The 25166-nt window shown below is 56.4% G+C and carries 31 protein-coding genes, 1 tRNA gene and 1 pseudogene; 20 read left to right on the plus strand and 13 right to left on the minus strand.

Annotation, left to right across the window (positions count from 1 at the left end; translation table 11 throughout):
* The first annotated feature begins 245 nt into the window (after positions 1–245).
* The 4 genes from BN871_RS01085 (at position 246) to pstA (ending at position 4466) form a co-directional block, all read left to right on the plus strand.
* Positions 246–1616: a hypothetical protein gene (locus BN871_RS01085; protein ID WP_021877161.1), complete on the plus strand. Its 1371-nt coding sequence runs from the start codon at positions 246–248 to the stop codon at positions 1614–1616.
* Positions 1617–1679: 63 nt separating this feature from the next.
* Complete coding sequence (locus BN871_RS01090; protein WP_021877162.1) at positions 1680–2540, plus strand: phosphate ABC transporter substrate-binding protein; 861 nt, start codon at positions 1680–1682, stop codon at positions 2538–2540.
* A 98-nt stretch (positions 2541–2638) separates the two neighbouring features.
* Positions 2639–3571: a phosphate ABC transporter permease subunit PstC gene (pstC, locus tag BN871_RS01095; protein ID WP_021877163.1), complete on the plus strand. Its 933-nt coding sequence runs from the start codon at positions 2639–2641 to the stop codon at positions 3569–3571.
* Position 3572: 1 nt separating this feature from the next.
* Positions 3573–4466 (plus strand): phosphate ABC transporter permease PstA, encoded by an 894-nt coding sequence (gene pstA / locus BN871_RS01100; protein ID WP_048743819.1) that lies wholly within the window; start codon positions 3573–3575, stop codon positions 4464–4466.
* Between the two features lie 57 nt (positions 4467–4523).
* Here the strand turns inward: pstA and BN871_RS01105 are convergent, their stop codons facing one another.
* The 3 genes from BN871_RS01105 to BN871_RS01110 form a co-directional block, all read right to left on the minus strand.
* Positions 4524–4757 (minus strand): hypothetical protein, encoded by a 234-nt coding sequence (locus BN871_RS01105; RefSeq protein WP_021877165.1) that lies wholly within the window; start codon positions 4755–4757, stop codon positions 4524–4526.
* 120 nt (positions 4758–4877) lie between these two features.
* Positions 4878–5021 (minus strand): aspartyl-phosphate phosphatase Spo0E family protein, encoded by a 144-nt coding sequence (locus tag BN871_RS26430; RefSeq protein WP_021877166.1) that lies wholly within the window; start codon positions 5019–5021, stop codon positions 4878–4880.
* Between the two features lie 135 nt (positions 5022–5156).
* On the minus strand, positions 5157–5600 hold the full coding sequence (locus tag BN871_RS01110) for a VanZ family protein (protein WP_164762994.1): 444 nt from the start codon (positions 5598–5600) through the stop codon (positions 5157–5159).
* 208 nt (positions 5601–5808) lie between these two features.
* On the opposite strand from BN871_RS01110, the gene BN871_RS01115 reads away from it, so the two are divergent.
* Positions 5809–5881: transfer RNA gene (locus BN871_RS01115), tRNA-Val, on the plus strand.
* A 147-nt stretch (positions 5882–6028) separates the two neighbouring features.
* Here BN871_RS01115 and BN871_RS29825 read toward each other — a convergent pair.
* Positions 6029–6250, minus strand: coding sequence for a DUF6199 family natural product biosynthesis protein (locus tag BN871_RS29825; RefSeq protein WP_048743823.1), 222 nt, complete (start codon positions 6248–6250; stop codon positions 6029–6031).
* A 165-nt stretch (positions 6251–6415) separates the two neighbouring features.
* Here BN871_RS29825 and BN871_RS01125 point away from each other — a divergent pair, with 165 nt between their 5' ends.
* The 4 genes from BN871_RS01125 to BN871_RS01140 all read left to right on the plus strand — a co-directional run bounded on the left by BN871_RS01125 (position 6416) and on the right by BN871_RS01140 (position 10633).
* Positions 6416–6922: a DUF3231 family protein gene (locus tag BN871_RS01125; protein ID WP_048743895.1), complete on the plus strand. Its 507-nt coding sequence runs from the start codon at positions 6416–6418 to the stop codon at positions 6920–6922.
* A gap of 222 nt (positions 6923–7144) precedes the next feature.
* Positions 7145–8491 carry a spore germination protein gene (locus BN871_RS01130; protein ID WP_048743826.1) on the plus strand — a complete coding sequence of 449 codons (1347 nt, stop codon included), beginning with the start codon at positions 7145–7147 and terminating at the stop codon, positions 8489–8491.
* Complete coding sequence (locus tag BN871_RS01135; protein ID WP_048743828.1) at positions 8484–9554, plus strand: GerAB/ArcD/ProY family transporter; 1071 nt, start codon at positions 8484–8486, stop codon at positions 9552–9554. Before BN871_RS01130 ends, BN871_RS01135 begins: the two co-directional genes overlap by 8 nt.
* The gene (locus BN871_RS01140; RefSeq protein ID WP_048743831.1) at positions 9551–10633 is read left to right on the plus strand and encodes a Ger(x)C family spore germination protein; all 1083 of its coding nucleotides are present in this window, start codon (positions 9551–9553) and stop codon (positions 10631–10633) included. The genes BN871_RS01135 and BN871_RS01140 overlap by 4 nt, the downstream gene beginning before the upstream one ends.
* A gap of 79 nt (positions 10634–10712) precedes the next feature.
* On the opposite strand, the gene BN871_RS01145 is transcribed toward BN871_RS01140, so the two are convergent.
* Positions 10713–11735 carry a cytochrome d ubiquinol oxidase subunit II gene (locus BN871_RS01145; protein WP_048743833.1) on the minus strand — a complete coding sequence of 341 codons (1023 nt, stop codon included), beginning with the start codon at positions 11733–11735 and terminating at the stop codon, positions 10713–10715.
* Complete coding sequence (locus BN871_RS01150; protein WP_021877173.1) at positions 11732–13075, minus strand: cytochrome ubiquinol oxidase subunit I; 1344 nt, start codon at positions 13073–13075, stop codon at positions 11732–11734. Before BN871_RS01150 ends, BN871_RS01145 begins: the two co-directional genes overlap by 4 nt.
* A 162-nt stretch (positions 13076–13237) precedes the next feature.
* Between BN871_RS01150 and BN871_RS01155 the strand changes: the two genes are divergently transcribed.
* The 7 genes from BN871_RS01155 (at position 13238) to BN871_RS01180 (ending at position 17054) form a co-directional block, all read left to right on the plus strand.
* A complete protein-coding gene (locus BN871_RS01155; RefSeq protein ID WP_048743835.1) occupies positions 13238–13660 on the plus strand; it encodes a hypothetical protein in 423 nt (140 codons plus the stop codon).
* A 229-nt stretch (positions 13661–13889) separates the two neighbouring features.
* Positions 13890–15050, plus strand: a complete 1161-nt coding sequence (locus BN871_RS01160; RefSeq protein ID WP_048743837.1) for a YhgE/Pip domain-containing protein — start codon at positions 13890–13892, stop codon at positions 15048–15050.
* 64 nt (positions 15051–15114) lie between these two features.
* Positions 15115–15720 (plus strand): TetR/AcrR family transcriptional regulator, encoded by a 606-nt coding sequence (locus tag BN871_RS01165; protein ID WP_048743838.1) that lies wholly within the window; start codon positions 15115–15117, stop codon positions 15718–15720.
* 82 nt (positions 15721–15802) lie between these two features.
* Positions 15803–16093, plus strand: coding sequence for a hypothetical protein (locus BN871_RS01170; RefSeq protein WP_048743840.1), 291 nt, complete (start codon positions 15803–15805; stop codon positions 16091–16093).
* Positions 16094–16233: 140 nt separating this feature from the next.
* Positions 16234–16515: a phage holin family protein gene (locus BN871_RS01175; RefSeq protein ID WP_021877179.1), complete on the plus strand. Its 282-nt coding sequence runs from the start codon at positions 16234–16236 to the stop codon at positions 16513–16515.
* Positions 16516–16521: 6 nt separating this feature from the next.
* Positions 16522–16689, plus strand: coding sequence for a hypothetical protein (locus tag BN871_RS27315; protein ID WP_021877180.1), 168 nt, complete (start codon positions 16522–16524; stop codon positions 16687–16689).
* A 77-nt stretch (positions 16690–16766) separates the two neighbouring features.
* Positions 16767–17054 (plus strand): hypothetical protein, encoded by a 288-nt coding sequence (locus tag BN871_RS01180; RefSeq protein WP_048743842.1) that lies wholly within the window; start codon positions 16767–16769, stop codon positions 17052–17054.
* Positions 17055–17078: 24 nt separating this feature from the next.
* Here the strand turns inward: BN871_RS01180 and BN871_RS27320 are convergent, their stop codons facing one another.
* Positions 17079–17234 (minus strand): hypothetical protein, encoded by a 156-nt coding sequence (locus BN871_RS27320; protein ID WP_021877182.1) that lies wholly within the window; start codon positions 17232–17234, stop codon positions 17079–17081.
* Between the two features lie 109 nt (positions 17235–17343).
* Between BN871_RS27320 and BN871_RS01185 the strand changes: the two genes are divergently transcribed.
* The 4 genes from BN871_RS01185 (at position 17344) to BN871_RS28130 (ending at position 19103) form a co-directional block, all read left to right on the plus strand.
* Entirely contained in the window at positions 17344–17595 is a 252-nt protein-coding gene (locus BN871_RS01185) for a DUF3892 domain-containing protein (protein WP_048743844.1), read from the plus strand.
* A 141-nt stretch (positions 17596–17736) separates the two neighbouring features.
* On the plus strand, positions 17737–17949 hold the full coding sequence (locus BN871_RS01190) for a hypothetical protein (RefSeq protein ID WP_021877184.1): 213 nt from the start codon (positions 17737–17739) through the stop codon (positions 17947–17949).
* A gap of 209 nt (positions 17950–18158) precedes the next feature.
* Positions 18159–18719 carry a stalk domain-containing protein gene (locus tag BN871_RS01195; RefSeq protein WP_021877185.1) on the plus strand — a complete coding sequence of 187 codons (561 nt, stop codon included), beginning with the start codon at positions 18159–18161 and terminating at the stop codon, positions 18717–18719.
* 75 nt (positions 18720–18794) lie between these two features.
* Positions 18795–19103 carry a DUF1292 domain-containing protein gene (locus tag BN871_RS28130; RefSeq protein ID WP_049867624.1) on the plus strand — a complete coding sequence of 103 codons (309 nt, stop codon included), beginning with the start codon at positions 18795–18797 and terminating at the stop codon, positions 19101–19103.
* Positions 19104–19283: 180 nt separating this feature from the next.
* Here the strand turns inward: BN871_RS28130 and BN871_RS28745 are convergent.
* From BN871_RS28745 to BN871_RS01225, 6 genes and pseudogenes are all read right to left on the minus strand, one after another.
* A pseudogene (locus BN871_RS28745) lies at positions 19284–19748 on the minus strand (glycosyltransferase); the annotation flags it as partial.
* Between the two features lie 16 nt (positions 19749–19764).
* Complete coding sequence (locus tag BN871_RS01205; protein ID WP_048743848.1) at positions 19765–20913, minus strand: glycosyltransferase family 4 protein; 1149 nt, start codon at positions 20911–20913, stop codon at positions 19765–19767.
* Positions 20910–22307, minus strand: a complete 1398-nt coding sequence (locus tag BN871_RS28135; protein WP_048743850.1) for a hypothetical protein — start codon at positions 22305–22307, stop codon at positions 20910–20912. Before BN871_RS28135 ends, BN871_RS01205 begins: the two co-directional genes overlap by 4 nt.
* An 8-nt stretch (positions 22308–22315) precedes the next feature.
* Positions 22316–23311 (minus strand): GDP-mannose 4,6-dehydratase, encoded by a 996-nt coding sequence (gene gmd / locus BN871_RS01215; protein WP_048743853.1) that lies wholly within the window; start codon positions 23309–23311, stop codon positions 22316–22318.
* A 204-nt stretch (positions 23312–23515) separates the two neighbouring features.
* Positions 23516–24454 carry a GDP-L-fucose synthase gene (locus BN871_RS01220; RefSeq protein ID WP_021879274.1) on the minus strand — a complete coding sequence of 313 codons (939 nt, stop codon included), beginning with the start codon at positions 24452–24454 and terminating at the stop codon, positions 23516–23518.
* A 25-nt stretch (positions 24455–24479) separates the two neighbouring features.
* Complete coding sequence (locus BN871_RS01225; protein ID WP_021879275.1) at positions 24480–25151, minus strand: sugar transferase; 672 nt, start codon at positions 25149–25151, stop codon at positions 24480–24482.
* Between the last annotated feature and the right edge of the window lie 15 nt (positions 25152–25166).

Consider the following 25166-nt stretch of genomic DNA (forward strand, 5'->3'; position numbering starts at 1 on the left):
TTCACTCCTTTGGAACCAGTATATTCCGCTCCGGCAAGTCTCTGTACGGAGTTTTCTTTACAATAGATCCACATTGCCAAAATATTCCCTAAACAATCCGTTGTTAGGATGAGGTTGTACAGGACATTAGTCATACATACGGCTTCAACAGCCAGAGGTGTGACAGGCCCGAACAACAAGCCGACTGGGCCGTCGGTCATACATTACAGGCGACAATCGTCGCGAAGAAGGGTGAGCATCGAACTATGTCCACGGGATCCAAGTTAGCCGCAGTCGTACTTACCGCTGTGCTCGGCACAGCATCCGCAGGAGCCGTTCAAGCTGCCGCATCGCAACCAAGCACGGGAAAGCTTCAATGGACCGTCAACGGCCAATCCTCCGAAATCCGCACGCTCGTTCTGAACGGGCAGCAGCTCGTCTCGGTATCGGACGCAGCCAAGGCGCTCGGCGCCGAAGTGGAAATCATGCCGGAAGGTGCGGGAATCCGCATTACGCTTGGCGAGCATTCCGTTCTGGTCAAAGCCGGTTCCAAGCCTCTGAATGAAGACGGAACGGCTTTCGGTCAAGTGGTGCAGTCGTGGAAGCAAGCGAACTACGTCGACGGAGCCTCGTATGTGCAAGCTCTCGGCGGAAGCTATTCGCTGCTCGACGGCAGCGGCATCAGCATCCAGACGCTGCAGCTGCTTGAAGGCGCGGAAACGGCTCAATGGGCCGGCGACGGCCGCCTGATCGTCTCCGTATCGGACGAAAGCGGACGCACCGACTACTTGGTCGATGCCACCACGGGCGCATACAGCCAGCTGCTGAGCTCGAGCGGCGCTTCGGATCTCGTCGTGTCCCCGGACGGCGGAAAAGTCGCTTTCTCCGAAACGGACGGCACGCTCCGCACGGTCGACCTGAGCACCCTCCGCATGGCCAAGATCGGCACGGACACTTCGATCAAGAGCAATCTGCAATGGTCTGCTGACGGCAAGTCGATCTACTTCCTGCAAGGCGACAAGACGAATGTCATCGCGGCAGCCGACGTGGCGACGGGAGCCGTCAGCAAAGTGCTGGACGACAAAGTCGAATACAAAGGCGATCTGTCCGTAACGGCCGGCGGCCTGTCCTACTCCGTCGTCAAGGCCGGCACGGTGACGGCTGACGCTTCCAAGGCGGTCGATCTCGACGATGTCTCCATCGACGATTCCCAGACGAACCCGCAGCTGTTCGATCTCGATCTGAGCAAGAGCGATGCGAAGCCGGTGCAGGTGACCAAATCCGACGACGGCAAGCTGTTCATCCAGCGTTCCGCGGCCGGCAAAGTCTACTATGTGCAAGCTGGAGACGAAGGCTCGAATTCCAAGCTGGCCTCCGCCACGGCAGCCGGACAAGCCGTCGCGTTCGACAAGGAGGACGTGCAGGAAGCTGTGCAGGCCGGTTCCTATGTCGGCATCCTGACAGACCGTTCCGTCTATGTGCTCAACGAGGAGTCGGGCAGCGTGAGCAAGCTCGCCGACGCTCCGGAAGGCGCGAGCAATCTTGCTCTTTCCAAAGACGGCAGCAAGGCGGCTCTTATCGCGGACGGCAAGCTTCAAGTGCTGAGCGGCGGCAAATGGATTTCCCTGACGAAATAATCGTTTCGGTCTGAAGAGGCCTTATTCGGAACATTCCCCCAATACGAGAGGAGATTTTACACAATGAAATGGTATGGAAAACTTACGACTCTTACACTCGCGGCAACACTTCTGCTTGGTGCGGCAGGCGGCGGCGCGGCTACGGCCGCAGCCTCCAAGCTGAGCGGCAAAATCGTCGTCAACGGATCCTCCGCTCTGCTTCCGCTGACGCTTCAAGCCTCCAATGAATTCAAAAAGCTGAATCCGAAAGTCCGCATCTCCGCATCGGCAGCAGGCTCCGTAACGGGTCCGCAAGCCGTGCGCAAAGGCATCGCCGACATCGGCGCCTGCGACTGGGACGCTTCCACGGACGTTCCGGGCTTCAGCAAATTCGACGGCCAGGTAGCGAACAAGGTAGCGGTCATTCCCTTCGCAGCGATCGCCAACAAGAGCGCAGGCGTAAGCGGACTGACGACCAAGCAGCTGCAGGACATCTTCTCCGGCAAAGTGAAAAACTGGAAAGACGTAGGCGGCAAGGATGCCGACATCGTCGTCGTCAACCGTGCATTCGGTTCCGGCACGCGCGTCAACTTCCAGATGAAAGCCCTGCAAGGCACGGACTTCATCACCAAAGGCGACAATTACAAAGAAGTCAAATCGAGCGGCGACATGAAAACCGCCATCGAAACGACTCCCAACTCCATCGGATACATCGACCTTGTATACGTGACGGACAAAATGACGGCTCTGAAAATCGACAACGTCGCTCCTACGACCGACAACGTCATCAACGGAAGCTACAAAGTATGGAGCTACGGCTACTTCATGACCAAAGGCCAGCCTACAGGCGCGACGAAAGCATTCATCGAGTACATCCAAAGCGCGAAGTTCCAGAACGGCTCGCTGAAAAAGCTTAAATTCATTCCGCTTACGGCCATGAAATAAGATTCATCCTCTCTTCGATTCTTGAACAAAGTCCGAAGCCGAGCTGAAGCTCGGCTTTTGGGCATCCATTATACGGCCAGAAAGGACCGGCCCTTCCTATGAGCAAATCCATTTCCGCACCCGCCCGGCAGCAATCCGGCGGAGTGCCTGCAGGCATCGGTCGCAGGATGCGTCTGCGGCTTGCCCATCGCTCCTTCCGCATACTGTGCGCGGCAGCGGCTGTACTCGTGAGCGGCGTCCTGCTGACGATGCTCTTCTTCATGTTCCGCACCGGCGTGCTGACCTTCCAAAGCGTCTCCTTGCGGGAGTTTTTCCTGTCCGCCGAGTGGGAACCGGAGAACGACAAGTACGGAGCGCTCGTCTTCATCGCGGGCACCTTCATGGTTACCGCCCTTACGCTGGCGATCGCGGTGCCTATATCTATTCTGGCGGCATTGTTCCTTGCCGAGCTCGCTCCGTCCAGACTGGCCCGGGTAATCCGTCCGATCCTGGATCTGCTCGTCGGCATCCCATCCGTCGTCTACGGATACATGGGGCTTACGCTGCTCATTCCGGCGCTGCGCACCGTGACGGGGAGCAATCTCGGGGATGGGGTGCTGGCGGCCTCGCTGGTGCTGGCCGTCATGATCCTGCCGACCATAACCCGCATCAGCGACGATGCGATCCGCACCGTTCCCCGCAAATATATTCAGGGCTCGTACGCTCTGGGAGCGACCCGCTTTCAGACCGTGACCGGCGTCATCCTGCCCGCTGCGAGCCGCGGCATCGTCCAGGCGTGCATTCTCGGCATGGCCCGCGCCATCGGCGAGACGATGGCCGTCGTCATGGTCATCGGCAACACGCCGCAGCTGGCCGACAGCCTGCTGAAGCCGACATCCGTGCTGACGAGCAACATCGTCATGCAGATGCCGAACGTGCCCTTCGATTCGACCTGGAACAACGCCCTCTACATGATGGGCTTCCTGCTGCTGGCCATCTCGCTGCTGATGATCGCGGTCGTGCGCCTGCTGCAGAAGAAAGGGGAGAATTAGGATGAGCATGTCCGCAACTGGAATGTCGGACCGCAGGCAGGTCAGGCGCAAGCGCAGATCGGACCGGATGTTCACCGCTCTCGTGTGGGCCGTCGGCATCGGCTGCACGCTGTTTACGCTTGCTCTGATCGCCATGATTCTGGAAAAGGGCATGCCCGGCCTCAGCTGGAGCTTCATCTTCGGGCTGCCGAGCGAGATCGATGCCGGAGGCGGCATTGGGCCGGCGCTGTTCAACTCCTTCTATATTCTGATCCTGTCGCTCGCCATCTCCATCCCGCTCGGGCTCGCGGCAGGCATCTATCTGGCCGAATTCGCCCCGGACAACAAGCTGATCGGATTCGTGCGGATTTGCGTGGAGGGGCTAGCCTCCGTGCCCTCGTTGATTTTCGGGCTGTTCGGCATCGCCCTGTTCGTCGAGGGAATGGGAATCGGTCTGACCATCCTTGGCGGAGCGATCAGCCTGGCGCTGCTCAATCTGCCGCTCCTGACAAGGGTGACGGAAGAGGCGATGCGCTCCGTTCCGCCGGAATACAAGCAGGGTTCGCTCGCACTCGGGGCGACGCATACCCAGACCATCTTCAAGGTATGTCTTCCGGTCGCTCTGAACGGCATCATGACCGGCATTTGCCTGACGGCGGGCAGGGCATTCGGCGAAAGCGCCGTGATCGTCCTTGTGGCAGGCGTATCGACCTCCGGCATCATGTGGGATTTCGATCCGTTGTCTCCCGGAGCGACTCTTGCCGTGCATCTCTGGTATGTACAGTCGGAGGCTATCGTTCCGGATGCGGCCGAGATCGCAAGCAAGTCTGCGGCTGTCCTGCTCATCGTGGTGCTTCTCATCAACATGGTGCTGAGAATTCCGCTGTGGCTGGTCGACCGGAAAAAACAGGCTTGAGTTTATACGATAATAACCGCCTCCGGCAGGAGGCGGTTATTTGTGCCGGTCGGAAGCTCAACCGGTTTCGGATGCCTCCGAGGAAGCGGGCCGTACCTGCTGGCAGCTCTCGAACTGGCATTCGTCCCGGAAATAATAGTTCCCCCGGATCTTGACGGTATGCTCATTGAACAGCTGCAAAGGAGCGCCGGGCTCCAAAAGTCTGCCGTTGCGGTATACGGCGACGGAAGCTTTGGCCGCAAGGGCCGCTTCAAAATGGGCGAGAGTGGTGAGCATACGAAACAGCAGCATGGGCAGCTCCTAAGCAAGGATCTTTTAATGATACAAATCGTATCATAAAAAGATCCCGGATAGAAGAGTTCTTTGCCAACTGCTGATAAAAATACAACTATATGACGATAACGGGACCGTTTACCCGGCTTTATAATAGGAAACAATCAATTCATCCAGGCGTTGGCTAAGCTCCAGATTGTATCCGGATTTTCCCGTAGCCGTTTTGTTCAAAATTTCTCTCAATATTTCGATATTTCTCATGATTTCATGTTTATTCGACATTGTTCATTCTCCTATTCATTAAAAGATCAATAAGATGTCGAACTTACGGACAAATTTATACCTAAAATTTAACATATCGCATATTCAATATTAACCGATCTAATTGCATTGAAACAGAATGTTGATTGAATATGACTATTGCTTTTTTATTGGTGCAGAGATCGGATGCAGTCGGAATAGAGAGCGGGAGACGAGTCCGGCTGTCAGGGCTCCAAAGGAATCAATGAGCACATCGTAAAGGCGGCCGTCGCGGTTCAGATATAGCTGCAGGATTTCAGTCGCCAAGGCGAACAAAATGGACACAAGAAGCGAGACGGGCCGGTTGCGCAGCCAGTTGTATACGAGCAGATCAAGAATGCCGAAGCCGATGAAATGGCCCAGCTTGACGATGACCCAGACGTGATGAATGCGGGTAACGTCGGCCCAGTTGAAAAATTCGCCGAAATCCGGGTGGGGATTGAAGACAAAGACGAGCTGCTTGTGCAAGAGCAGATTGTTGAGGTTTTCGGTGCCGGTAAAGATCAGCAGCACAAGAGCCCAAAGCAGGGCCGCGGCCGCCCTTGTACGTTTCGAAATCATATCGAGCAAGCCCCCCATGAAAAAACTTCCATTTTGTAAATGCTGACGACACGGAAGGGGCAATGGTTTCGGTGGAGAGAAGATGTAAACGCTCCCTAAAAGAAAAATAAAAATATCTAGAAAAAGTGTTGACTGTGATCTGGGGTTTTGATATATTAATAACTGTCCTCGAGACGAGGTCGAAAAACAAAAGAGAAATACTTAACATGATCTGTTAGCTCAGCTGGGAGAGCACCATCTTGACAGGGTGGGGGTCAGTGGTTCGAGCCCACTACAGATCATACTGAAAAACCCTTGCGGAGCAAGGGTTTTTTGCTTTCTACGGAGAATTAGCGTACTGAATTTAGTGCGAGCTATGCTGCGTGCTGCTTGCCGGACCGGCCGCAGAGGGTCAGCGTGATGACAGCCTGCGTAAGGCCAGGCGGATCTTATAATAAGTAGGCAAATCCAATAAGCAGAAATATGGATCCGAAGAGGATAATTGCCACGCCACCTGCTTTGGAGAGAGCGAGATACATGTCGCTTGGCTCTGAATCCCCGTCTACTTTCCATCCCTCTCTTATGTACCAAGCAAACGAAGGATAAATGACGTTTACGATTCCCAACCCCAGTAAAAATAAGCCGCCTAAAAGATACCCCACCCGAATCATCTCCTTTGTTAATAACTACGCGGTAAATGGAAATTTGTTGCCATGTTGATGCCGAACGATTCGAAAACGACAGCTAAAAGCTGGGATGATAGGGATGCATACAAGCTATATCCAGAGGGAACCATCTTAACCGTCGATATCAATTTGCTAAAAAGGAGCATGGAAATGTCTATTTTAGGCGGGAACCCGAAAGATGAGCCCTTGCATTACGGAGAGATATTTGCAATTTGGACCTACTCTGTAGGTGCGAAAGGAATGGTCTCGGCCTATCAAGCCTTCCTTTCGCATGCTGGAGACAAAGATCTGAGGAAAATACTTGAAAACCTTATCGAACAGGCAAAGAAGGAAGCCAAAGAAGTGGATGTTTTATTGACAGCAAACGGCATCGCACCTGCACCTGCTCTTCCTGAGCGCCCTCCCGTTAATCTGGAGGATATCCCCGTCGGGGCAAGATTCAGTGATCCAGAGATTGCAGCTGCATTGTCGATGGACATTGCTGCAGGCTTAGTCAGTTGCAGCCAGGCGATGGGAATGTCCATTCGTGAAGACGTCGGCGCTTTGTTTTTGAAATACCACACCGTCAAAGCAGCCGATGGCGTGAAAATCTTGGAAATGAATAAAGAAAAAGGCTGGCTGATTCCACCGCCTCTTCAAGTAAAACGGCCCGAATAGGCAAGCTTCACTAAAATCACTAGAAGAGGTAAAGGCCGCAGCTGTTGTTGCGGCCTTTATTCTTGAAGCATGAGCACATCCTCGATTGTACATTTTTTTCTGATGTCTCCGAGACCTTCATGCCCTTTAACCGTCCGCGCTTCATACGCACAGGAAAAGCAAGAGCCAATTGCATAAAGAAGTTGGAAAACCGGCATAATACCTCCAAAGAGGTGGTAAATTTTGCAGCATTTTGATCCGGAAATTGTTCAAAGCTTGGAGAGCGGGCTGCAGGAGCGTTTTCATCAAAGATCGGATTTTCTTTGCAAGCACGTTGTCATTGCAGGAGAGAAATTCAAAGCCTATTATTTCCGTACTCTAGTCAACCTTCCGAAGACGCTGTCGATTCTAAATCAGATCGGCATCGATAGAAAGAATGACTTGAAATGGAATTCCATTCATTCAATGGAGGTCGATGCTCCCGTCTCGTTGAATGAGTTGTACAATCATTTGCTGCGAGGAAAGCTTATCCTTCTTGGCCAAGAGGGATTTGTCGCCGTTATTGAACCTGAACATGCGGAACTTTCCAGGCCGGTCATGAGTCCCAACAGCGAAAATCCCCTGCAGTCGGCATTTGATGCCTTTACGGAAGATCTGGATACCAATATCGGGCTGATCCGAAAAAAAATGATTTCGGACCAATTGGTGATCGAAACTCGATCCGTCGGCAGCCAATCGATAAAGAAAATCGCCCTTGTGTATTTAAAAGGAACAACGCTTCCGGAAGTAATTGAATCGGTGGAGAAAAAGCTGGAGGAAAATGCCCATCATGAGCTTACCACCGTACGGGACTTGACCCAAATTTTGGGGCATCCTAAATTCACTCTTATTCCAACCTATATTTCCTCCGAGTTGCCCGAGGAGACGGTGCAAAATCTGCTCAATGGAAAAGTGGTTATTTTAATGGACCAATTTTCCTTTGCTTTCGCATTTCCAGCAATCGTCTCTGATTTGTGGTCCACCACCCTGGATGTCCAATACCCGCTTCTGTTTCAACAGTTTCTCCGAACCATTCGCGGCGCATCCTTATTGTTATCCGTCACGCTTCCAGGCTTATATGTTGTTCTCAACTCCGTGAACCCAGAGCTTCTCCGCATCCAGCTGGCCATCACCGTAGCCAAGAGCAGGGAGGGCGTACCGTATCCATCGCTCATTGAAGCGCTGCTGGTTTTATTGCTGCTGGAGTTGATCGTAGAAGCGACCATACGGCTGCCCAAAAACATTGGTCCGACCATAACGATGATCGGCGGCATCCTGCTGGGACAGGCGATCGTACAGGCCAAGCTGGTCAGCAATCTGCTTATTATTATTTTGGTGGCGTCTGCCATTTCGAATTTTGCCTTGACGAGCTACATGAATGCGGTCGGAGTAAGGCTGTACAAGTATGTGGTGCTGGTGGTCAGTTCCATTTTCGGCATTTGGGGTTTAGAGGCTGCCCTAGTTTGGGTCATTCTTTACTTCGCGTCGTTGACGACCTGTACGGTGCCTTACTTGAGCTGGAGTGTGAAGGGAAAGACGGCTGATGAATAAATTCCCGACGATCATCCTTTTCTTCCTGCTGCATTTGGCTTCCATATTCGCCATTTTTCCCGAGCGAATGATGGTTTCCGCCTCCAAAGGACACTGGATGCCGGTTGCGATCATTTTTTTGGTTGAGCTGCTTGTCGTGAGGCTCTACCTGAAGGCCCTGTCCAAATTTCCTGGGAAAACGATCCTGGATCTTTGCTCGGATGCAGCCGGAAAATGGGGGGCCAGGCTGATCGTGCTCCCGCTGTTGGTTTTTTTATTCCTGGAAGTAGTCCTGCTGACTTATTATCTGTCTGTAGAGATCCGAACCGTTCTGCTCCCGAAAACACCTACATACGCTACATCGGCCATTTTTGTCGCCCTCTGTTTCTACGGAGCCTGGAAGGGACTCAGCGTAATGATCCGGGCGAGTATGGGATGGTTTATTTTGTTCATGCCTTTCATTCTTTTCTCCATGCTGATCAGCATAGGCAATTTTAATGTCCGCTATATTTTTCCGGTCTGGGATAGCCAGTTTTCTTTCCTGTGGCGGCCGGATTTTTATGTGGGGACTGTTATTTTCGCGGGTTTTCTGTTTCTTGGCATGACTCCGTCCCATTTGAGGATCCGTTTTGGCACTGCTGCTGCGCTGGTCGGAGTTATCTTCCTGTTTGCGCTGACCGCCGTCTACGTCCCTTTGCTCATTTTCGGACAGGAAACGGCGATTCATTTTCAATATCCGATGCTCATGGCTTCGGATACCGTCGATTTGGAATGGGTCGTTTTTGACTGGCTTCCGAGTTTTTATGTCGTGTCTTCCAGCGGACTGGGATTAATAAAGGTTGCTGTTTTGCTCTCGATGCTGATGACTATGCTGAAACAGCTCTATTTGCCTAAGGCGAAAAGCCGATGGATCCTGGCCGTTGTATGCCTGTTTCTGTATGCCGCTTGCCAGTGGATCCCAAATGCAAAAGCTCTCGATAAATTTCTGTACATCAACTCCTGCTTATGCTTGTATTCCACCATAGGTTTTCCAATCATCGTTTACCTGTCGACAAAGTGGCGCAGAAAGGAGGCTCGCGCGTGAAAAGCTTCAGGGTGAAGATCATTGCCGTCATCATGGGAATGATGGTTTTGCTGGAAGGATGTTGGGATATGAAAGATATCAATAAGGCTTATCTTCCTGTCGTTATGGGAATCGGGAAGGGAAGCAAGGAAAAATATAAGATTATTCTGGAAATCCCCGATGCGGCCGGAAAAATTCAGTTTTTGGAAAAGGAGGCGAAATCCATCAGCAAAGCGATCGACCTCATTCGCACCGATTCCGAAAAAAGCATTAATCTGGTGCATTTAAGGCTGATGTTGTTTGATCGGAAGGTTGTCGACGATGGAATTCGGGATATTATCGATTATGCCGTAAGAGCAAACGATATTTCCATAAAAGGAATGATCGCGATTGTGGATGCAGATTTTGACAAGACGCTTTATCACGTCATTTCGCCGACACCTGAAATATCGACCTATGATTTTTTCAGCAAAGAAGCAGGATGGACGCCAAATCAATCGCTGGTAACCATATGGGAAGCCTATCGCAGCCAGAATTCCTATTCCGAAGATATGGCCGTACCGCTTCTTCAGAATGGCGAGCGCACCATCTACACCTTTAAAGGAACGGCTGTCATGCGGGAGGACCGCATGGTCGGAAAGCTGAACCGGGAAGAGACGTTTCTGTACAATTTATTCAAAGGAAACTATTCCGGCGGAACGATCGAGATTGCGGAGAATACGAGCGTTCTGATCAAACAATCCAAAATAAAGCATCATCGCCATTGGTCGGATAAAGGGCCATCGCTGGCAACGGATATTACGCTCGATGTGGTCATTGCTGAAAGCCCGAGCGGTAAAAGCAATGTGCAAATTGAGAAAGAGGTCAGGGATCAACTGAATCGGAACTTTGAAATGACCCTAAAAAAAATAAAAGGCTACCGGTCGGATGTTCTAGGCATCGGGGTTATGTATCGTCCGCAGTTGACTGAAGAGCAGATCAAGAATTGGAAATCAAAATGGTTTCCAAAACTGGAGCAGAAAATCAATGTTCGTGTGAACGTCATCAACGAAATCTTGATCAAAGATGAAGCTCATCTTGATCAGACCTTCATTCGGTAGAAGTGCAGCATCTTATGAATCAAAGGCTCATCAGGAAAGAGGCTTGCAGCCGCAAGCCTCTTTTTCCATGCCTTCCTTCTCAAGGCTTCAAGTAACGCTTGTCCTTGAGGAACAGCAGCCAGAACCAGATGAACACCGGGACGAGAACCAGTGTGCTCACGCTGTAGCCTGCCAGCAGCGACACGAACATGGCGTGGTTCGTGAAGCCCTGCTCCACCGTCATATGCGGGTAGATCAGATAAGGAAGATGGGCGCTGCCGTAGCCGAAGCTGGCCATGGCGTATTGGATGATGACCAGCACGACGGCAGCGCGGGGAACACCCGTCCAGCCGCCTCTTCCTTTCCACCATAAAGCGCTGTACCCGGCGACGAAGAACAGCGCGGACAACGCGAACCAGATCCACTGCTCCTTCATTCTCTCGACAATCCACTGGGCTTCCGGATTCATGGCGACAGCGGCCAGCATGCCGGTCAGGAGAGTCAACGGGCCGATGGTCATCGCAATATTGCGGTAGATGCCGTACGCTTGGCGGTCTTCCGATTCCCGGGCGTAATCGGCCAGAAATACGGCGGACAGGAACAGCTCGCTTGCGATCCCGAAGCCGAGATGGGCATAGAGGGTACGGCTGGTCAGCAGCTTGTCGGCAAGAACCTGAAGATGGCCTTCCCGGAGCTCCACGAACCCTCCAAGGGTAACCGGAAGCACGGTAATGAGCAGGCCGGGAATGAGCAGGCCCGTCACCCCCGAGACGATCCGAAGCTGGGCCACATATTTGGCCGACATTTGCGAGTAGACCATGAAGGTGCTCCGCAGCGCAAGCAGCAGCAGCACGAGACAGACCGGCACGACGAGCAGGGAGCTGAGCATCGGCATCGCGAACGGGAAAAAACCGACGAAGGCGACGACGAGCAGGACGAGAAAGACGTTGGTGACCTTCCAGGTCGGGGACAGGTAGCGGTTGGCGATATCCGCCGCCGTGCTCCCTTGCCGGCCGGCAAACACCATCGACCAGAAGCCGGCGCCGAAATCGATCGAGCCGAGTATGGAATACGCGAATACGAATATCCAGATCAGCAGGATGCCCAGGCTGGAATCGCTCATCGGCCGCTATGCCCCATATGCTTGACCGTCAGCTCGGCATGGACCGGATTGCGCTTGAAATAAGACCACAGCACCAGGATGGTGATGCACATCAGCATCACATACAGTCCGATGAAGAGGATGAACAGCGTTCCGAGATTCTGCGACGCGGTTGCGGCTTCGGCCGTGCGCTGGATATGGTAGATCGTCCATGGCTGCCGGGCGCTGCAGCTGAAGATCCAGCCGGTCTCGATGCCGATCAGAGACATCGGCCCGGTCAGGACGAGCACCCTCAGCATCCAGCCGGGGAGGGGGCGTTTTTTTCTCCAGCGGTAGAACAGCGCCCCGAAGGAAATTACGATCAGCAACGATCCGAGCATGACCATCAGATTGAATAGGGTATGCACGAATAGCGGCGGCCAATTTTCCACCGGGAACTCATTCAAGCCTTTGACGACCGTATCGAAGCGGTTGCCGGCCAAAAAGCTCAGCGCTCCGGGAATCTCGATGGCGCCTTTGATCTCTCTGCTTTCCTTGTCGACGATTCCTCCGATGGCGAGAGGGGCATAAGCCTGCGTTTCGAACAGCCCCTCCGCTGCGGCCAGCTTCTCTGGCTCGTATTGATGAAGCATTTGAGCCGTACTATGGCCGTTCAAGGCGGTGGCAAGCGACATTACGCCGCCGATGACGAGTGCAAGCATGAGGCCTTTGCGGTGATAAGCCGTCTCGCGCGGCTCCCGGTTCCGGGAGAGCAGCTTCCAGGCTGCGATCGAAGCGATCGCGAATGCGCCTGTCATGTAGCCGGATAAGGAAACATGGAGCGCCGTGTTGAAAAAGCTGGGGTTGAAAACCGCCGCCCACGGATGCACATTCGTAATTTTGCCGTCTGCAATCGTGAATCCTCGCGGCGTATTCATCCAGGCATGCGCATCGGTGATGAGGACGGCGGAGCCCGTAGCTCCGACAGCCACGAAAACAACGCTGACGATTCTCATCCATGGACTCAGCCTGTCTGCGGCATAAACGTATATGGACATGAACAGGGCTTCCAGGAAGAAGGCCCAGATCTCGATCTGGAAAGGCAGCGAAATCACTTGCCCCACGATTTCCATGAAGCCGGGCCAGAGCAGGGCGAGCATGACGCCGACAATCGTTCCCGAAGGGATCGCGACGCCGAGCAGGATGGCAAAACCTTTGGTCCATCTGCGGGCCATGGTGGCGTAGTCCGAATCCTTGCGGAGCTGGAACAGCACCTCCGCCGCGATGATCATCAGGGGAAGGCCGACGCCGAGCGTCGCGAAGATGATGTGGAAGGCCATGGAAGAGCCGAATAGAGAACGGGCGAGCTGAACATGATCCATACCAAAAACTCCCTTTTCAAATTGATGCGGGTATTATTGGCAGAAGCACCCATGATTATGTAAGCCTCCGTCTCTTCCATTAAAAGGCGCATTCCCTCTCACAATCTATCAATCTGCGAATATAGTATAGTATTCTTCGCCGGAGAAAGGAGGTGCACGAACATGTCTACTTTCCTTGATGCACGAACATCCCAGAACGCCAGCACCGCCGGTTCGATCGCCATTCCGATCACGGTTCTGAACACCCCTCAGCTGTGGGCGCAGCTGGGATTGATCACTGCGGGCGCGGGCGCCAACCCGCGGGCCATCTTCACGGGAACGATGACCGTCACGCTGCCGCTCGCGCTTGTCGGAATTACGATTACGGTCGTTCGCGGAACCGCGATCACGGATCCGGTCATCTTTTCCGCCACTTCCACATTCGAGCTTACCGTTCTCGCTCCGCAAATCATCACCTTCACGGCTGCGGATTATCTCCCTCCCATTACACCCCAGCTCACGTACACCGCATTTGTCTCCTCCAACCTGCTCGGCACGGTGCGCGTCGGCCCCGAAAGCTTCCAGGGCATCCTCGTCAGCGACTAATCTCGTCCACGCCGCCAGCCAAACACAGCACGCCGAAGGGGCGCCTGAACCAGACTTCCATCATGAGGAAGCCAGGGGGAGGCGCCTTTTTTTCATGCCCGCCGAAACCGCTTTAATTGAAGCGGCTTGAAAATTTATTGACAACTTAAAGATAAAGGAGATAAACTTCGTTTAAACATTTGTTTTAAACAAGTGTTTAAATACAGATAGCCTGGGAGGGCATATAGGCATGTGGAGAGGGATCACTCTGTTTTTAAGAAAGCCGATGACGATCGTCGGAATCGTGACGGCTGTTTTGTTCCAGGTCATTTTCTCGAGCATCTGGATGACGGCTTACAAGGGCGTCAATGACCGGGCAGGCAATCTCAGCGTCGGCATCGTCAACGAGGACAGCGGCCTCGGCGCCAAAGTGGTCGAGTCGCTGGAAGCCCAGTCGGCCTTCCATCTGATCTCGCTGGGATCGGCCGAAGAGGGCATGGAGCGGCTTAACGCCCGCGAACTGCAGATGCTGGTCACCATTCCCCCCGACTTCACCAAAAAAGCGACCTCGCTTCAGGACAAGGCCGAGCTGAAATTTACGGTCAACGAATCGAACCCCGCTCTCATCAAAAGCATCATGACCTCGGCGGCAGGCGGAATTGCAGGAGCAGTCAATGGACAGGCCGTTCAAATGGGAACTGCCGGCCTGCTTGAGCAGCTGAATGCGCCTGGGGAGCTGGCGAAAACCGCAGCGGCCGGGCTGGGGCAGCGGGTTGTCGCCGACATCCAATCGGTCAATCCGGTCAAAGGCATGAACAACCAGATGGTTCCGATGATGCTCGTCCTGGCTTCTTACGTCGGAGCGATGATCATGGGCATGAACTTCGAGCAGGCATCGATGATGCTGCGCAGGGAGGGAATGGGCAAATGGCACCGTCTGCAATCCCGATTCGCTCTCAATTTCGCAGCCGCGATTCTCGTATCCCTGATCGGAACGATCATGCTGTTCTCTCTCGGAGGCCAGCATGGCCACGGCTTCCTGGCACAGTGGGGCTTCCAGGCATTGTTCGTCGCCGTCTTCATGTTCGTATCCCAGATGTTCCTGGTCGTGCTGGGAATGCCCGGCATGCTGTTCAATATCCTGCTGTTGTCCGTGCAGCTCGTCACGTCCGGCGCCATGGTTCCGCGCGAGCTGCTGTCCGGCTTCTACAGCCGTCTCGGCGATTTCCTGCCGGCAACCTATGCGGTACAGAGCTGCATGAACCTGCTGTTCGGCGGCGCGGGAACCGGCAAGGCTTCGTGGCTGCTCGTCGCGATCGGCGCCGCCGCAATCGTCATCAGCGCAGCGGGAGTCGCTGTGCGCAAGGAAACAGCGCGTCAAGCCGAAGCATCGCCGGCGACCGCTTCATAAGGCGGCGGAGCCGGCATCGGCAGCAGCTTCGATGAAGAATCAAGCCTAAGAGGAGATGAGAGCCGTGAGCGAGGAGACGTCTATCCGGGAAAGGCTGCTTGCCTCCGCCCGCTGCCTGTTCGCCAGGCAAGGCTATGAAGGGACATCCGTCCGTCAGATCTGCGAAGGCGCAGGGGCGAACCCGGCTCTCGTATCTTATTATTTCGGTGGAAAGGAAGCGATGTTCGAGGAAGTGTTCCGGAGCCTGGAGATGTCTCCGGCGCTCGCTTCCTTGCTCTCGCAGCCTCATCAGGCGCCCGATGAAGGCCTGAGGACCTTCATCCGCGAGGTGATCGCGCACAGGCTGGACAATCCGGATATTTCCCGCATCATCCAGATCGAGAAATGGACGGAAAGCGAGCGGAGCCAACTGATCCGGGAATGGAGCATGCCGATCTGGAGAAACCTTCGCACCTTCATCGAAGAAGGCGGCAGGCAAGGCTTGTTCCGTTACCGTTCTCTGGATACGGCGCTCAGCTGCGTGCAGGCGCTGCTTCTGAACAACAGCTCATCCCCTTATTGGAAGGACCTGATTTCGTACGGGACAGAAGAAAGGGAAGCGTTGGTGGAGGATATGACGAGGTTCATATTCAGAGGACTCGACTACGATCCCAATCGTTCCTGCCCGTGACACGGGTTCTGGGCCGGGATTTTGAAGCATGCTTCTAGGTCCTGCCTCCTGTTTATTAATACTTGACAGGAGGTTGAGAGAGATGATGAGTACAGATGATCGCCATGCGCTGCAGCATCTGCAGCTTAAAGTTGTCGAGCTTGAACATAGCAGGGACTCGCTGCGCCGCATCAGCCTGGAGCAGGCCGCTGTCATCCGCTCCCAAAACGAGAAGCTTGATGCCTTGGCCGCCATGCTGGCGGCTCCGGACTGGTTCATGGCCGAATTCGGGCCCGCAGCCGCGCAGTCCGGGGACAACCCGGCCAATATTCAGCGCACAACCGAGTTCTGGAGCGGAATCGCCGCAGCGCTGCGGGCGGCGGACCGCCGTTAAGCGAGGCGCCTAGAATATCGATCAAGCCAGCCGCATGCCAGCGGCTGGCTTTTTTTGTGCTTGTTCCGCTTCAATTCGAAGTCATGAAGAGGCTCACCGCTTCATATAGTAGCTTGTCGAAGAAATAGGGGGTGACCGCCATGTCGTTGGATTCGCTGTCGGAGGTTCTAGACCCGGGCTTGGCCATCGTCGTTGCCGCATGCTGGGTCATCGGCATGATTCTCAAGGGGACGCCGCAAATCCCCGACTGGTCGATCGTTTACGTCGTGACTGCGCTTGCCGTCGTTCTGGCGATGGCTTTGCAGGGCTGGACGCTGCATAATGCCCTGGAAGGGCTTGTCGCTGGCGCCATGGCGATATACGGCCATCAGCTGTTCAAGCAGACGCGGGAAGCGGTTCAATCCGTTTCGGGAAAGGAGTGAGGGGAGATGGCCATCTGGACGGCTCACCTGGCGGTATGGCTGCTTGGCCTGGGGGCGCTGATCACGGCTGCGGTCGTTCCGCTCGCCAGGCTCATCCGCCATGATTCCACCCGTCATGATGAAGTCTATGTCTGGCAGCGCAAGCTGGACGGACCTCCGAGGGAGGACAAGTAAAGCGGAGGACAGCGGTTGAAGCCTCCATTCCCGGTGCATACTTTCCTTATAGGAAGGAAATACCGAGGAGGCTGGACATGGCAACGAGGACATATCGCAGGGGACAAATAGGGAAGAAGCTGCTCATGCAGCTTGCCGCCGCGCTGCTTTTGGCCGCATCGGCAGGCTGCAGCGGAATCCATCACGCAGGAGAAGATGCCGGAGGCAGCCGATCCGCCGCGGAAGAGCTTGATCCTCTTGCTACTTCCGTAAGGGCCTCGCTGTATCCCGATTCCGTACGGGCCTCGATCTACGGAGACGAGGACAGGCCTCGGCTTGCTGCGCCTCATGCCCATGACCGGGGACGCGATTGGAAGAAGTCATGAGGATAGAAAAAGGGACGAGGATCTTTATTCCTCGTCCCATTTTTTGGAGTACGCCTTTTTGGTGACGGCCAGCAGGAGCCATACCATAAGGACGACCATCAAGGCGGATAGAATATAGACAACGACCATGCGTTCCTTCCTCCGTTCGTAGTTGGACAGCTTCCTGCTGCATGCTTCCATGATACCTTATGCCTTCTTTGGAATGCCACCCTTTTATAAAGAGCTCCCTCTCTGGGCAAGCTAGGATGGCATGCCGAAGATCACCTAACGGAAAGGAACGTGTCCAATTATGGAAATCAACAGCAGCGGACAGCAGGCGAGGGAACGGATTGTGGCCGTCCAAAAAAACGGGGATGGCGATCTGACGTCGTTCAAAACCGAGAATGGGCGCATCCTCGCTTATGACGAGGCGATTGCCGAAGCGGGGCAGGGCAGGCTTGCCGGAGTGAATGTGTTCAAAGGGCGGGACGGAGGCCATTATCTGCGCGGCGACGCCGATGGGGATCCGACCAACAAACTGGACAATTTGCCCCTTTTCTGACGTTTCGATTCGATTGAAGCCGTCCTTATGGGACGGCTTTTTTGCTGCGTCCGAATAGGGATTCAGGAGAGCCAACCATCCGGCTCCTGCATAGGATAGCAGGGAAGCGCCCGCCCAGGCGCCCGGAAGGAGAATGACATCATGAGCAAAGGCAAGGGCGGCTCATCGAAGGCGGCAAAAAAGAAAGTGCCGGCAAGCGACCGCAGGCAGGTCAATATGAAGCTGGTGCTGTCCGATACATGCGCCGTATGCAAAACCCCCTGCAGCCGGGGGATGCGCTACCTGGACCGGATGCGCCAGCCGGGAGCGCTTGGCAAAGGCGTTCCGTGCGTGCTCACGCGAACGTACGGCTGAGCGGGAAATAGACGGATCATTTCCCGGGGAAGCGCATCGTTCTACATGTTGCGACAGCTTGCGGCAGGCGGGTAATCGCTTGCCGCGACGGCTTCGTTCGCGATTCGGGACCATAGTCCCGAATCGCCATGGGGAGTCTCGAAACCCGCGCAACTTTGGCCTGCGGGCTGAGTATAAAGCTGTAACGAACAATCGGGAAGAGGGATCGAATGAAAGGAAAAAAAGTCCTTGTGCTTACGCTTGCCATGGCTCTCTGGGGAGGAACGATGATATTTGCGGACTCGGCCACCCAGGCCGTGAAAGTCATGTTCAACGGCAGCGAGCTCCAAGAGACGGGAATCATGTCGGACGGCAAGACTTACTTGCCGCTGCGTCAGGTGGCGCAAAAGATGCAGGCTCTCGTTGTATGGGATGACAGCAGCAAGAAGGCCAGCATCATCAAGCCCAACGTACATATGGTGCTGTTCGACAAAGACAACAGTCCGTTCGGCTATGTCAAAAATAAAGGAACGACCTCGTTCAGCCTGCTTGCCCAGGTGGACAGCCTAGCGGCGGAGGTGGACTCGTTCCGGATCACGATTATGGATCCTGCCGGCAAGGAGACGGTCCTCGCGACAAGCGCGACGAAGAAAGACAATTTCTTCTACCTCTCCAAGGAGATCAAATACAGCTTCGACAGCTCCGGAACGTATGCGATCCGCTTCGCGCTGCGCCTGAGTCCGAACGATGATTGGAGCGTCGTGTCGGAGAAGAACATTACAGCCGGATAGCCGTTTGACCCGGAGCGGGACAAGTGATACGATACGGAAGGTACTTTAAGGCAGACAGAATTGTGAGGGATAACGATGAGCGAGCATCAGCATGACGACAACTGCGGCTGCGGCCAAGACCATGACCATGAAGAGCATGTCTTTCTCGTGACGGATGAAGAGGGCAACGACCGCGAGATGGTGATGGTATATACGTTCGAATCCGAGAACCAGGCGTATGCCGTGCTTCTCGACCGCAACGATCCGGAGGAGGACGGCGTCATCTTCCGCATCGAGGAAGAGGAAGAGGAAGCCTTCCTCGTCGGCATCGAGGACGATGCGGAGTGGGAGCGCGTGACGGCTATCTACGAGCAGATCGCCAAGGAACAGAACGAAGGCAAATAAGCAGCAAAAGCAAAAGCCCGGCGGCCAGCCGGGCTTTTGCTTTTGGGAGCGGGATTGGCCAGAACCAGGGGCAGCCCCGGCGGCAATTCGTTGATGAGCTGAATATCGGGATGGACCGGAGCAATCGACAGCGTCTCCATGACGAAGCCGGTCGAGATGTACAGATCGACGGGCGTGGAGGGCGTCGGCGAGCCTGATGTTGCGGTTCTCGAACAGCGTCTCCATGATCCGCTTGCGGCCGCGGTGCCTGGCATACATGACCGGATCGAGCGTGCCGTGCGGACGCACGATGTAAGGCACGCCGTGCTTGCGGGCGAAATGCCCGGCAGCCATGCCGTGGAACAGGTACAGCGAATGGATATGGACGATGTCGAACTTCGGAATTTCCTTGTTCAGCGCCAGCGCCATCGCCGGCGATGTTCTCCAGAATTTAGGCTGGATGACCGGGAAATAGCGGATCGTCACCCCGTTTTTGACGATGGGCGTGTCCACGGGCACGTCGAGCACGCCGTCGCCGTCCTGGTTCGTCGTGAAAATCGTCACTTCATGTCCTTTGGCCGCCAGCACAGCGGCCATCTCCAGCCCGGCCTTGGCCGGCCCTCCGTAACGGGGGGCCAGATTCGCGATGACATGCAGAATTTTCATCTTTGCTTCCCCCTTGTCAGTGAATGGAACTAGGCCGCCTTCCCGTACCCCGGCCTTGCTGCGGAATCGCAGGCTTGCCCAGCCGATCCAGGATGTCGTGGAGCCGGGCCGTGTAATTGCCGAACGAGAAATAGCCGAGCTCCTCCGGAACCTCGCCTTTCGGCTTGGCCAGCAGCCGCCGGATGCCAAGCTCCACCTCGGATGGAACCGATGGATTCACCAGGATGCCCAGCTTGCCGCGCATCAGCGCCTCGCTGCTGCCGTCGGCCTTGCTTGCCAGTACGGGAATGCCGCAGGCCATCGCCTCCAGCAGCACGATGCCGAAGCCCTCGCCGTGGCTCGGCATGGCAAAGCCGTCGGCCAAGCGGTAATGGTCCGCCTTTTCTTCCTCCTTGATCATGCCGGTGAACACGACGGCTTCCTCCAGGCCGAGCCTGGCGGCCTTCTGCTCCAGCCGGCCGCGGTCGGCTCCGTCTCCTACGATGAGATATTTGAGAGAAGGCTCGTCCTGCAGCAGGGAAGGCATCGCCTCGAGCACTTCATCGAAGCCCTTGCGGCGCTGCTCGCCGGCAAGCCGGCCCAATGTCATCAGGATGCGGTCGGACCGCTGCAGCCCGTACCGGTCGAGAAGCGCCTCCGGGGCCGGTCCCGGCACGAACAGCCCGGGCTCGAAGGAGTTCGGAAGCACGAACGAGGGTACGTTCTCTAGGCCTGCCCAGCCTTGAAAGCGGTCCAGCGTCAGCTTGCTCACCGCGATGACCGCATCGACCTGGTGCAGAGAATAGCTCGTTCCCTTGCGGGCAACGGGATCCCAGGCGTCGATTCCGTGAATGACAAGGGCGAGCTTGGCGCCCGTCAGCTTTTTGGCCAGGACGGCGAACGGCAGCAGATTGATATGGCCGCATACGATGAGATCGCTCTTCCGCGCCCGGCCCAGGACGGAGCGCAGCACGGCGCTCAGATAACGCCTCTTTCCTCCGAGCCCATCCGTGACGTAGTTCAAGTTGGCCGGAATCGGCTCAGGCGGGAACGGCATCAGCCGCGGAATCGCGGTCGCCTCCCGCAGTCCCGGATAAGAGCTGAGCGAGGTCAGCAGATCCCGGTTGAACTTGGCGATGCCGCCATGTCCCCCGTATGCGTCGGACAGCAGCACGAGCGGCTTCATGTTAGACTCTCCTTCATCCGTCCGCGGGAGAGGAGGCCTTCTGTCCCTTGGGACGGCTCTTCTTCCGCGGCGGCTTGTTGATTCCGGCGGGCCAATACGGCCGCCGATAGGGCGAGCAGGAACAAATACACGAACTGCTCCAGGATGTTGGTTGAAATGCATAACACGACATTGACGACGAGCAGCACGTACAGCTGCATCGACTGTCCCTTCAGCCTGCGGAGCACGGCGGGCGCCGCCGCGATCGCGGCCGCCGCCAGCAGAAACAGGACGAACAAGCCGTATTGGGTCAGGATCGAGTTGATGGTGCCGTCCATGATTTTGTGCTCCAGCTCCACGTCAAGCTGCTTGTTGAGGTTCACGCCGCTGTTGGTTCCGTACCCGATGCCGTCGCCGAACAGCACGACGGAGAGCGGATTGTCTGTGAAGAAGCCTGTGACCATGTCGATTCTTCCTCCCTTGACCTGGGCCTCCACGATGCTCCCGCGGTCCGCCATCAGCGTCGCGGCCTGAATGCCCGCCGTGAGCACCAGCATGGAGAAGCAGACGACAGCCGGCATAAGCAGGCTTTTACCCGGAAGCTTGCGGCCGCCGAACGCTTTCTCCACCAGCAGGAAGAACAGGATGAGGAAGCAGCCGATAATGGCCGAACGCGTTCCCGAAAAGCCGGCGATGCCCAGGCAGAGCAGCTGCAGCAGCGGAGACAGGCGTTGCATCGTTCTGTCGAGCTGTCCCCTCGAAGAATAGAGGAGAATGGAGCTGCCCAGCGCCATGTAACCCGAAATCGAGATGCCGCCGAAGGTTCCGATCAGACGCAGGGAGAACGGATTGACGACCCCGAACCTTCCCGTGAACAATACATACTGGGCGACAAGAACCGCGAACTCGATGACGAGCAGCCATCCTGCGCAGCGGCACAGCCTGCGCACGAACGCGGGCCGTCCCGCGTAAGCCGCCGCCTTCAGGCAGAACACGATCAGCAGCAGCGACCGCCCTCCCGCAGCGACCTGGTACACATTGAGGCCGGCTTCGCGGAAGACGAGCACGCAAGTGCCGTAAGCTATCAGCAGGAGTACCGGCAAATACCATTTGGCAAGCCGATAGCGCTCCCCCTTCCGGGCATCCAGGGCGAAGAACGCAGCGGTCATCAGGACCAGAATCGCGTCCTTGAAGTACCGGATGTTCAGTCCGAACAGCGGCTCGTTGATGGAGAATTTGGCGTAGGAGATTCTGGCGTTCAGAATGTCGTTCAGCGCCTCGGGCAGATAAGCCATCGCCGCGAAGATCAGGTACAGCAGGATGCCCCTCTCGATCCACTTGCGTTCCGCCGGCTCCGGAAACCCGCCCTCCAGGACGGCGCCGGAAGCGGCTGCCGCCGGCTGCCTCTTCTTCATGGCAGCCCCTAAGCGTTCACGCTCATGGCATGAAGGTACGCATTCTCCAGGCCGACCCGCTTGAGGTCCTCATCGACCATCATGGTGATGAGCTGCTTGAAGCCGACCTCCAGCTCCCAGCCGAGCTTCTCCTTCGCCTTCGTGCAGTCGCCCAGCAGCAGGTCGACTTCGGCCGGACGCTCGAATTCGGGATCGATGACGACATAGTCCCGGTAGTCCAGGCCGACATGGGAGAAGGCGACATCCAGCAGCTCCCGCACCGAATGCATTTCGCCGGTAGAGATGACGAAATCATCCGGCTCGTCCTGCTGCAGCATCAGCCACATCGCCTTGACATAGTCGCCGGCGAAGCCCCAGTCGCGGAGCGAATCCAGGTTGCCCATCCGCAGCTCGGCCGCCAGGCCCAGCTTGATGCGGGCGACGCCGTCCGACACCTTGCGGGTGACGAACTCCACGCCGCGGCGCGGCGACTCATGGTTGAAGAGGATGCCGGAGCAGGCGAACATGCCGAAGCTTTCGCGGTAGTTCACCGTGATCCAGTGGCCGTAGACCTTGGCAACTCCATAGGGGCTGCGCGGATAGAACGGCGTCGTCTCCTTCTGCGGCGTCTCGACGACCTTGCCGAACATCTCGCTGCTGGACGCCTGGTAGAACCGGGCCGACGGCTTCACGATGCGGACCGCCTCCAGCATGTTCGTCACCGCGATCGCGGTCAGGTGCGCCGTCGCAAGAGGCTGCGGCCACGATGCGGCCACGAACGATTGCGCCGCCAGGTTGTACACCTCGTCGGGATCGGAAGCCCGCACCGCTTCGATGAGCGAAGCCAGATCCGTCAAGTCGCCCGACAGCCACGTGATGCTGTTCTTGATCCGCTCCACGTTCTCGTAATTGGGCGTGCTCGTGCGGCGGCGCATGCCGTACACCTTGTAGCCCTTGGACAGCAGGAACTCCGCCAGGTACGATCCGTCTTGACCGGTTACTCCTGTAATTAGCGCTCTCTTCATCTTCCGCATCCCCCAATAGTTTGTTAGATTAAGCCGTCCATTCCGGACGGCGACAGTACGGTTCATGCCTGCCGGTTCGCTCCGCCATGCGCTTCTCCCGCGCTTCTGTGCGGCGGAGCGCTGCTTCCACTCCCGGTTGATCAAACTCTCTGGCCGCCAAGCTCCCGGATCCGCGGCGGGCCGTGCGGCAGGGCGCCTCGGCGGTCAGCCCAGCGCCGGCTCCGCTTGGCGGTAGGCGGCATAGACCTTGCGGATGCCTTCCGGCAGCGGCGTTCCCGCCCTCCAGCCGAGACCGTTGATGCGGCCGGTGTCGACCAGCTTGCGCGGCGTCCCGTCCGGCCGCGAGGAGTTGAACGCCAGCCGGCCTTCAAAGCCGACGACCGAAGCGATCATCTCCGCCAGCTCGCGGATGCTGATGTCGTCCCCGACGCCGACGTTCACGATGTCATCGCCTTCGTAATTCTCCATCAGGAAGATGCAGGCGTCGGCGAGATCGTCCGAATGGAGGAATTCCCGGCGCGGCGTTCCCGTTCCCCAGATCTCCACCTCCGAGGAGCCGGTCTCCTTCGCCTCATGGATTTTGCGCAGCAAGGCCGGAAGCACATGCGACGTTTCGAGGTCGAAGTTGTCGTTCGGCCCGTACAGATTGGTCGGCATCGCGGAAATGAATTTCGTGCCGTATTGGCGGTTGTACGCCTGGCACATCTTGATCCCGGCGATCTTGGCGATCGCGTAAGCCTCGTTCGTCGGCTCCAGATCGCCGCGCAGCAGGCTGTCCTCCTGAAGCGGCTGAGGCGCCAGCTTCGGATAGATGCAGGTCGAGCCGAGGAACAGCAGCTTCTTGATGCCATGCCTGCGCGAAGCCTCGATGACATTCGTCTGGATCATCAGGTTGTCGCGGATGAAGTCCCCGCAAAAATCGTTGTTGGCGACGATGCCCCCGACCTTGGCCGCCGCGAGAAACACATACTCGATTGCCTGGCTGCCGAAGAAGGCTTCCACTTGAACCGGATCGCGGAGATCGAGCTCGCGGCTCGTGCGGCCGATCAGATTGCGGTAGCCCTTACTCTCCAGCGCCCGCCAGATGGCCGATCCCGCCAGGCCGCGATGGCCCGCTACGTATATCGCTGCTTGCTTGTCCATATCCGTTCTCCTCCAGTAGGGTTGTTTAGAAAGCGTCCTTGCTGCCCGCCAGCACCTTCACCGTCCGCAGCAGAATCCGGAAATCCATGCCGAGAGAGCGTTCCCGCACATAGCGCAGGTCCAGCTCCACCATCTGCTCGAAGCTCAGGCTGCTGCGTCCGCTGACCTGCCACAGGCCGGTGCAGCCGGGCGTGACGTCCAGGCGCTGCCGGTCGTACGGCGTGTATTCCGCCACCTCGCGCGGCAGCGGCGGCCTTGGACCGACGAGGGACATGTCCCCGAGCAGCACGTTCACCAGCTGGGGAAGCTCGTCGATGCTCGTCTTGCGGATGAAACGGCCGACGCGGGTGACGCGGGGATCGTTCTTCATCTTGAACATCGCCCCCTGCACCTCGTTCTGCGCCATCAGCTCCTTCAGCTTCTCTTCCGCGTTCGAGACCATGGAACGGAACTTGTACATGCGGAACGGCTTGCCGTCCTTGCCGACGCGGGTCTGGTAGAAGAACACCGTGCCGCGGGGATCCTCCAGTTTGATCAGCAGCCCGATCAGGACGAATACCGGGCTCAGCAGCAGCAGGCCGGCCAGCGAGCAGCCGATGTCGACCGACCGCTTGAGCTGCTCGTAGATCGCCAGCTGCCGCGCTTGCGCCGGACAGCCCCCGCCGACCGCTTCCTCGCTTCTGTCGTGAAATGCCAAGTGAAATCATCCTCC

This window comes from Paenibacillus sp. P22, from assembly GCF_000469945.2.
GTDB lineage: Bacteria > Bacillota > Bacilli > Paenibacillales > Paenibacillaceae > Paenibacillus_O > Paenibacillus_O humicus.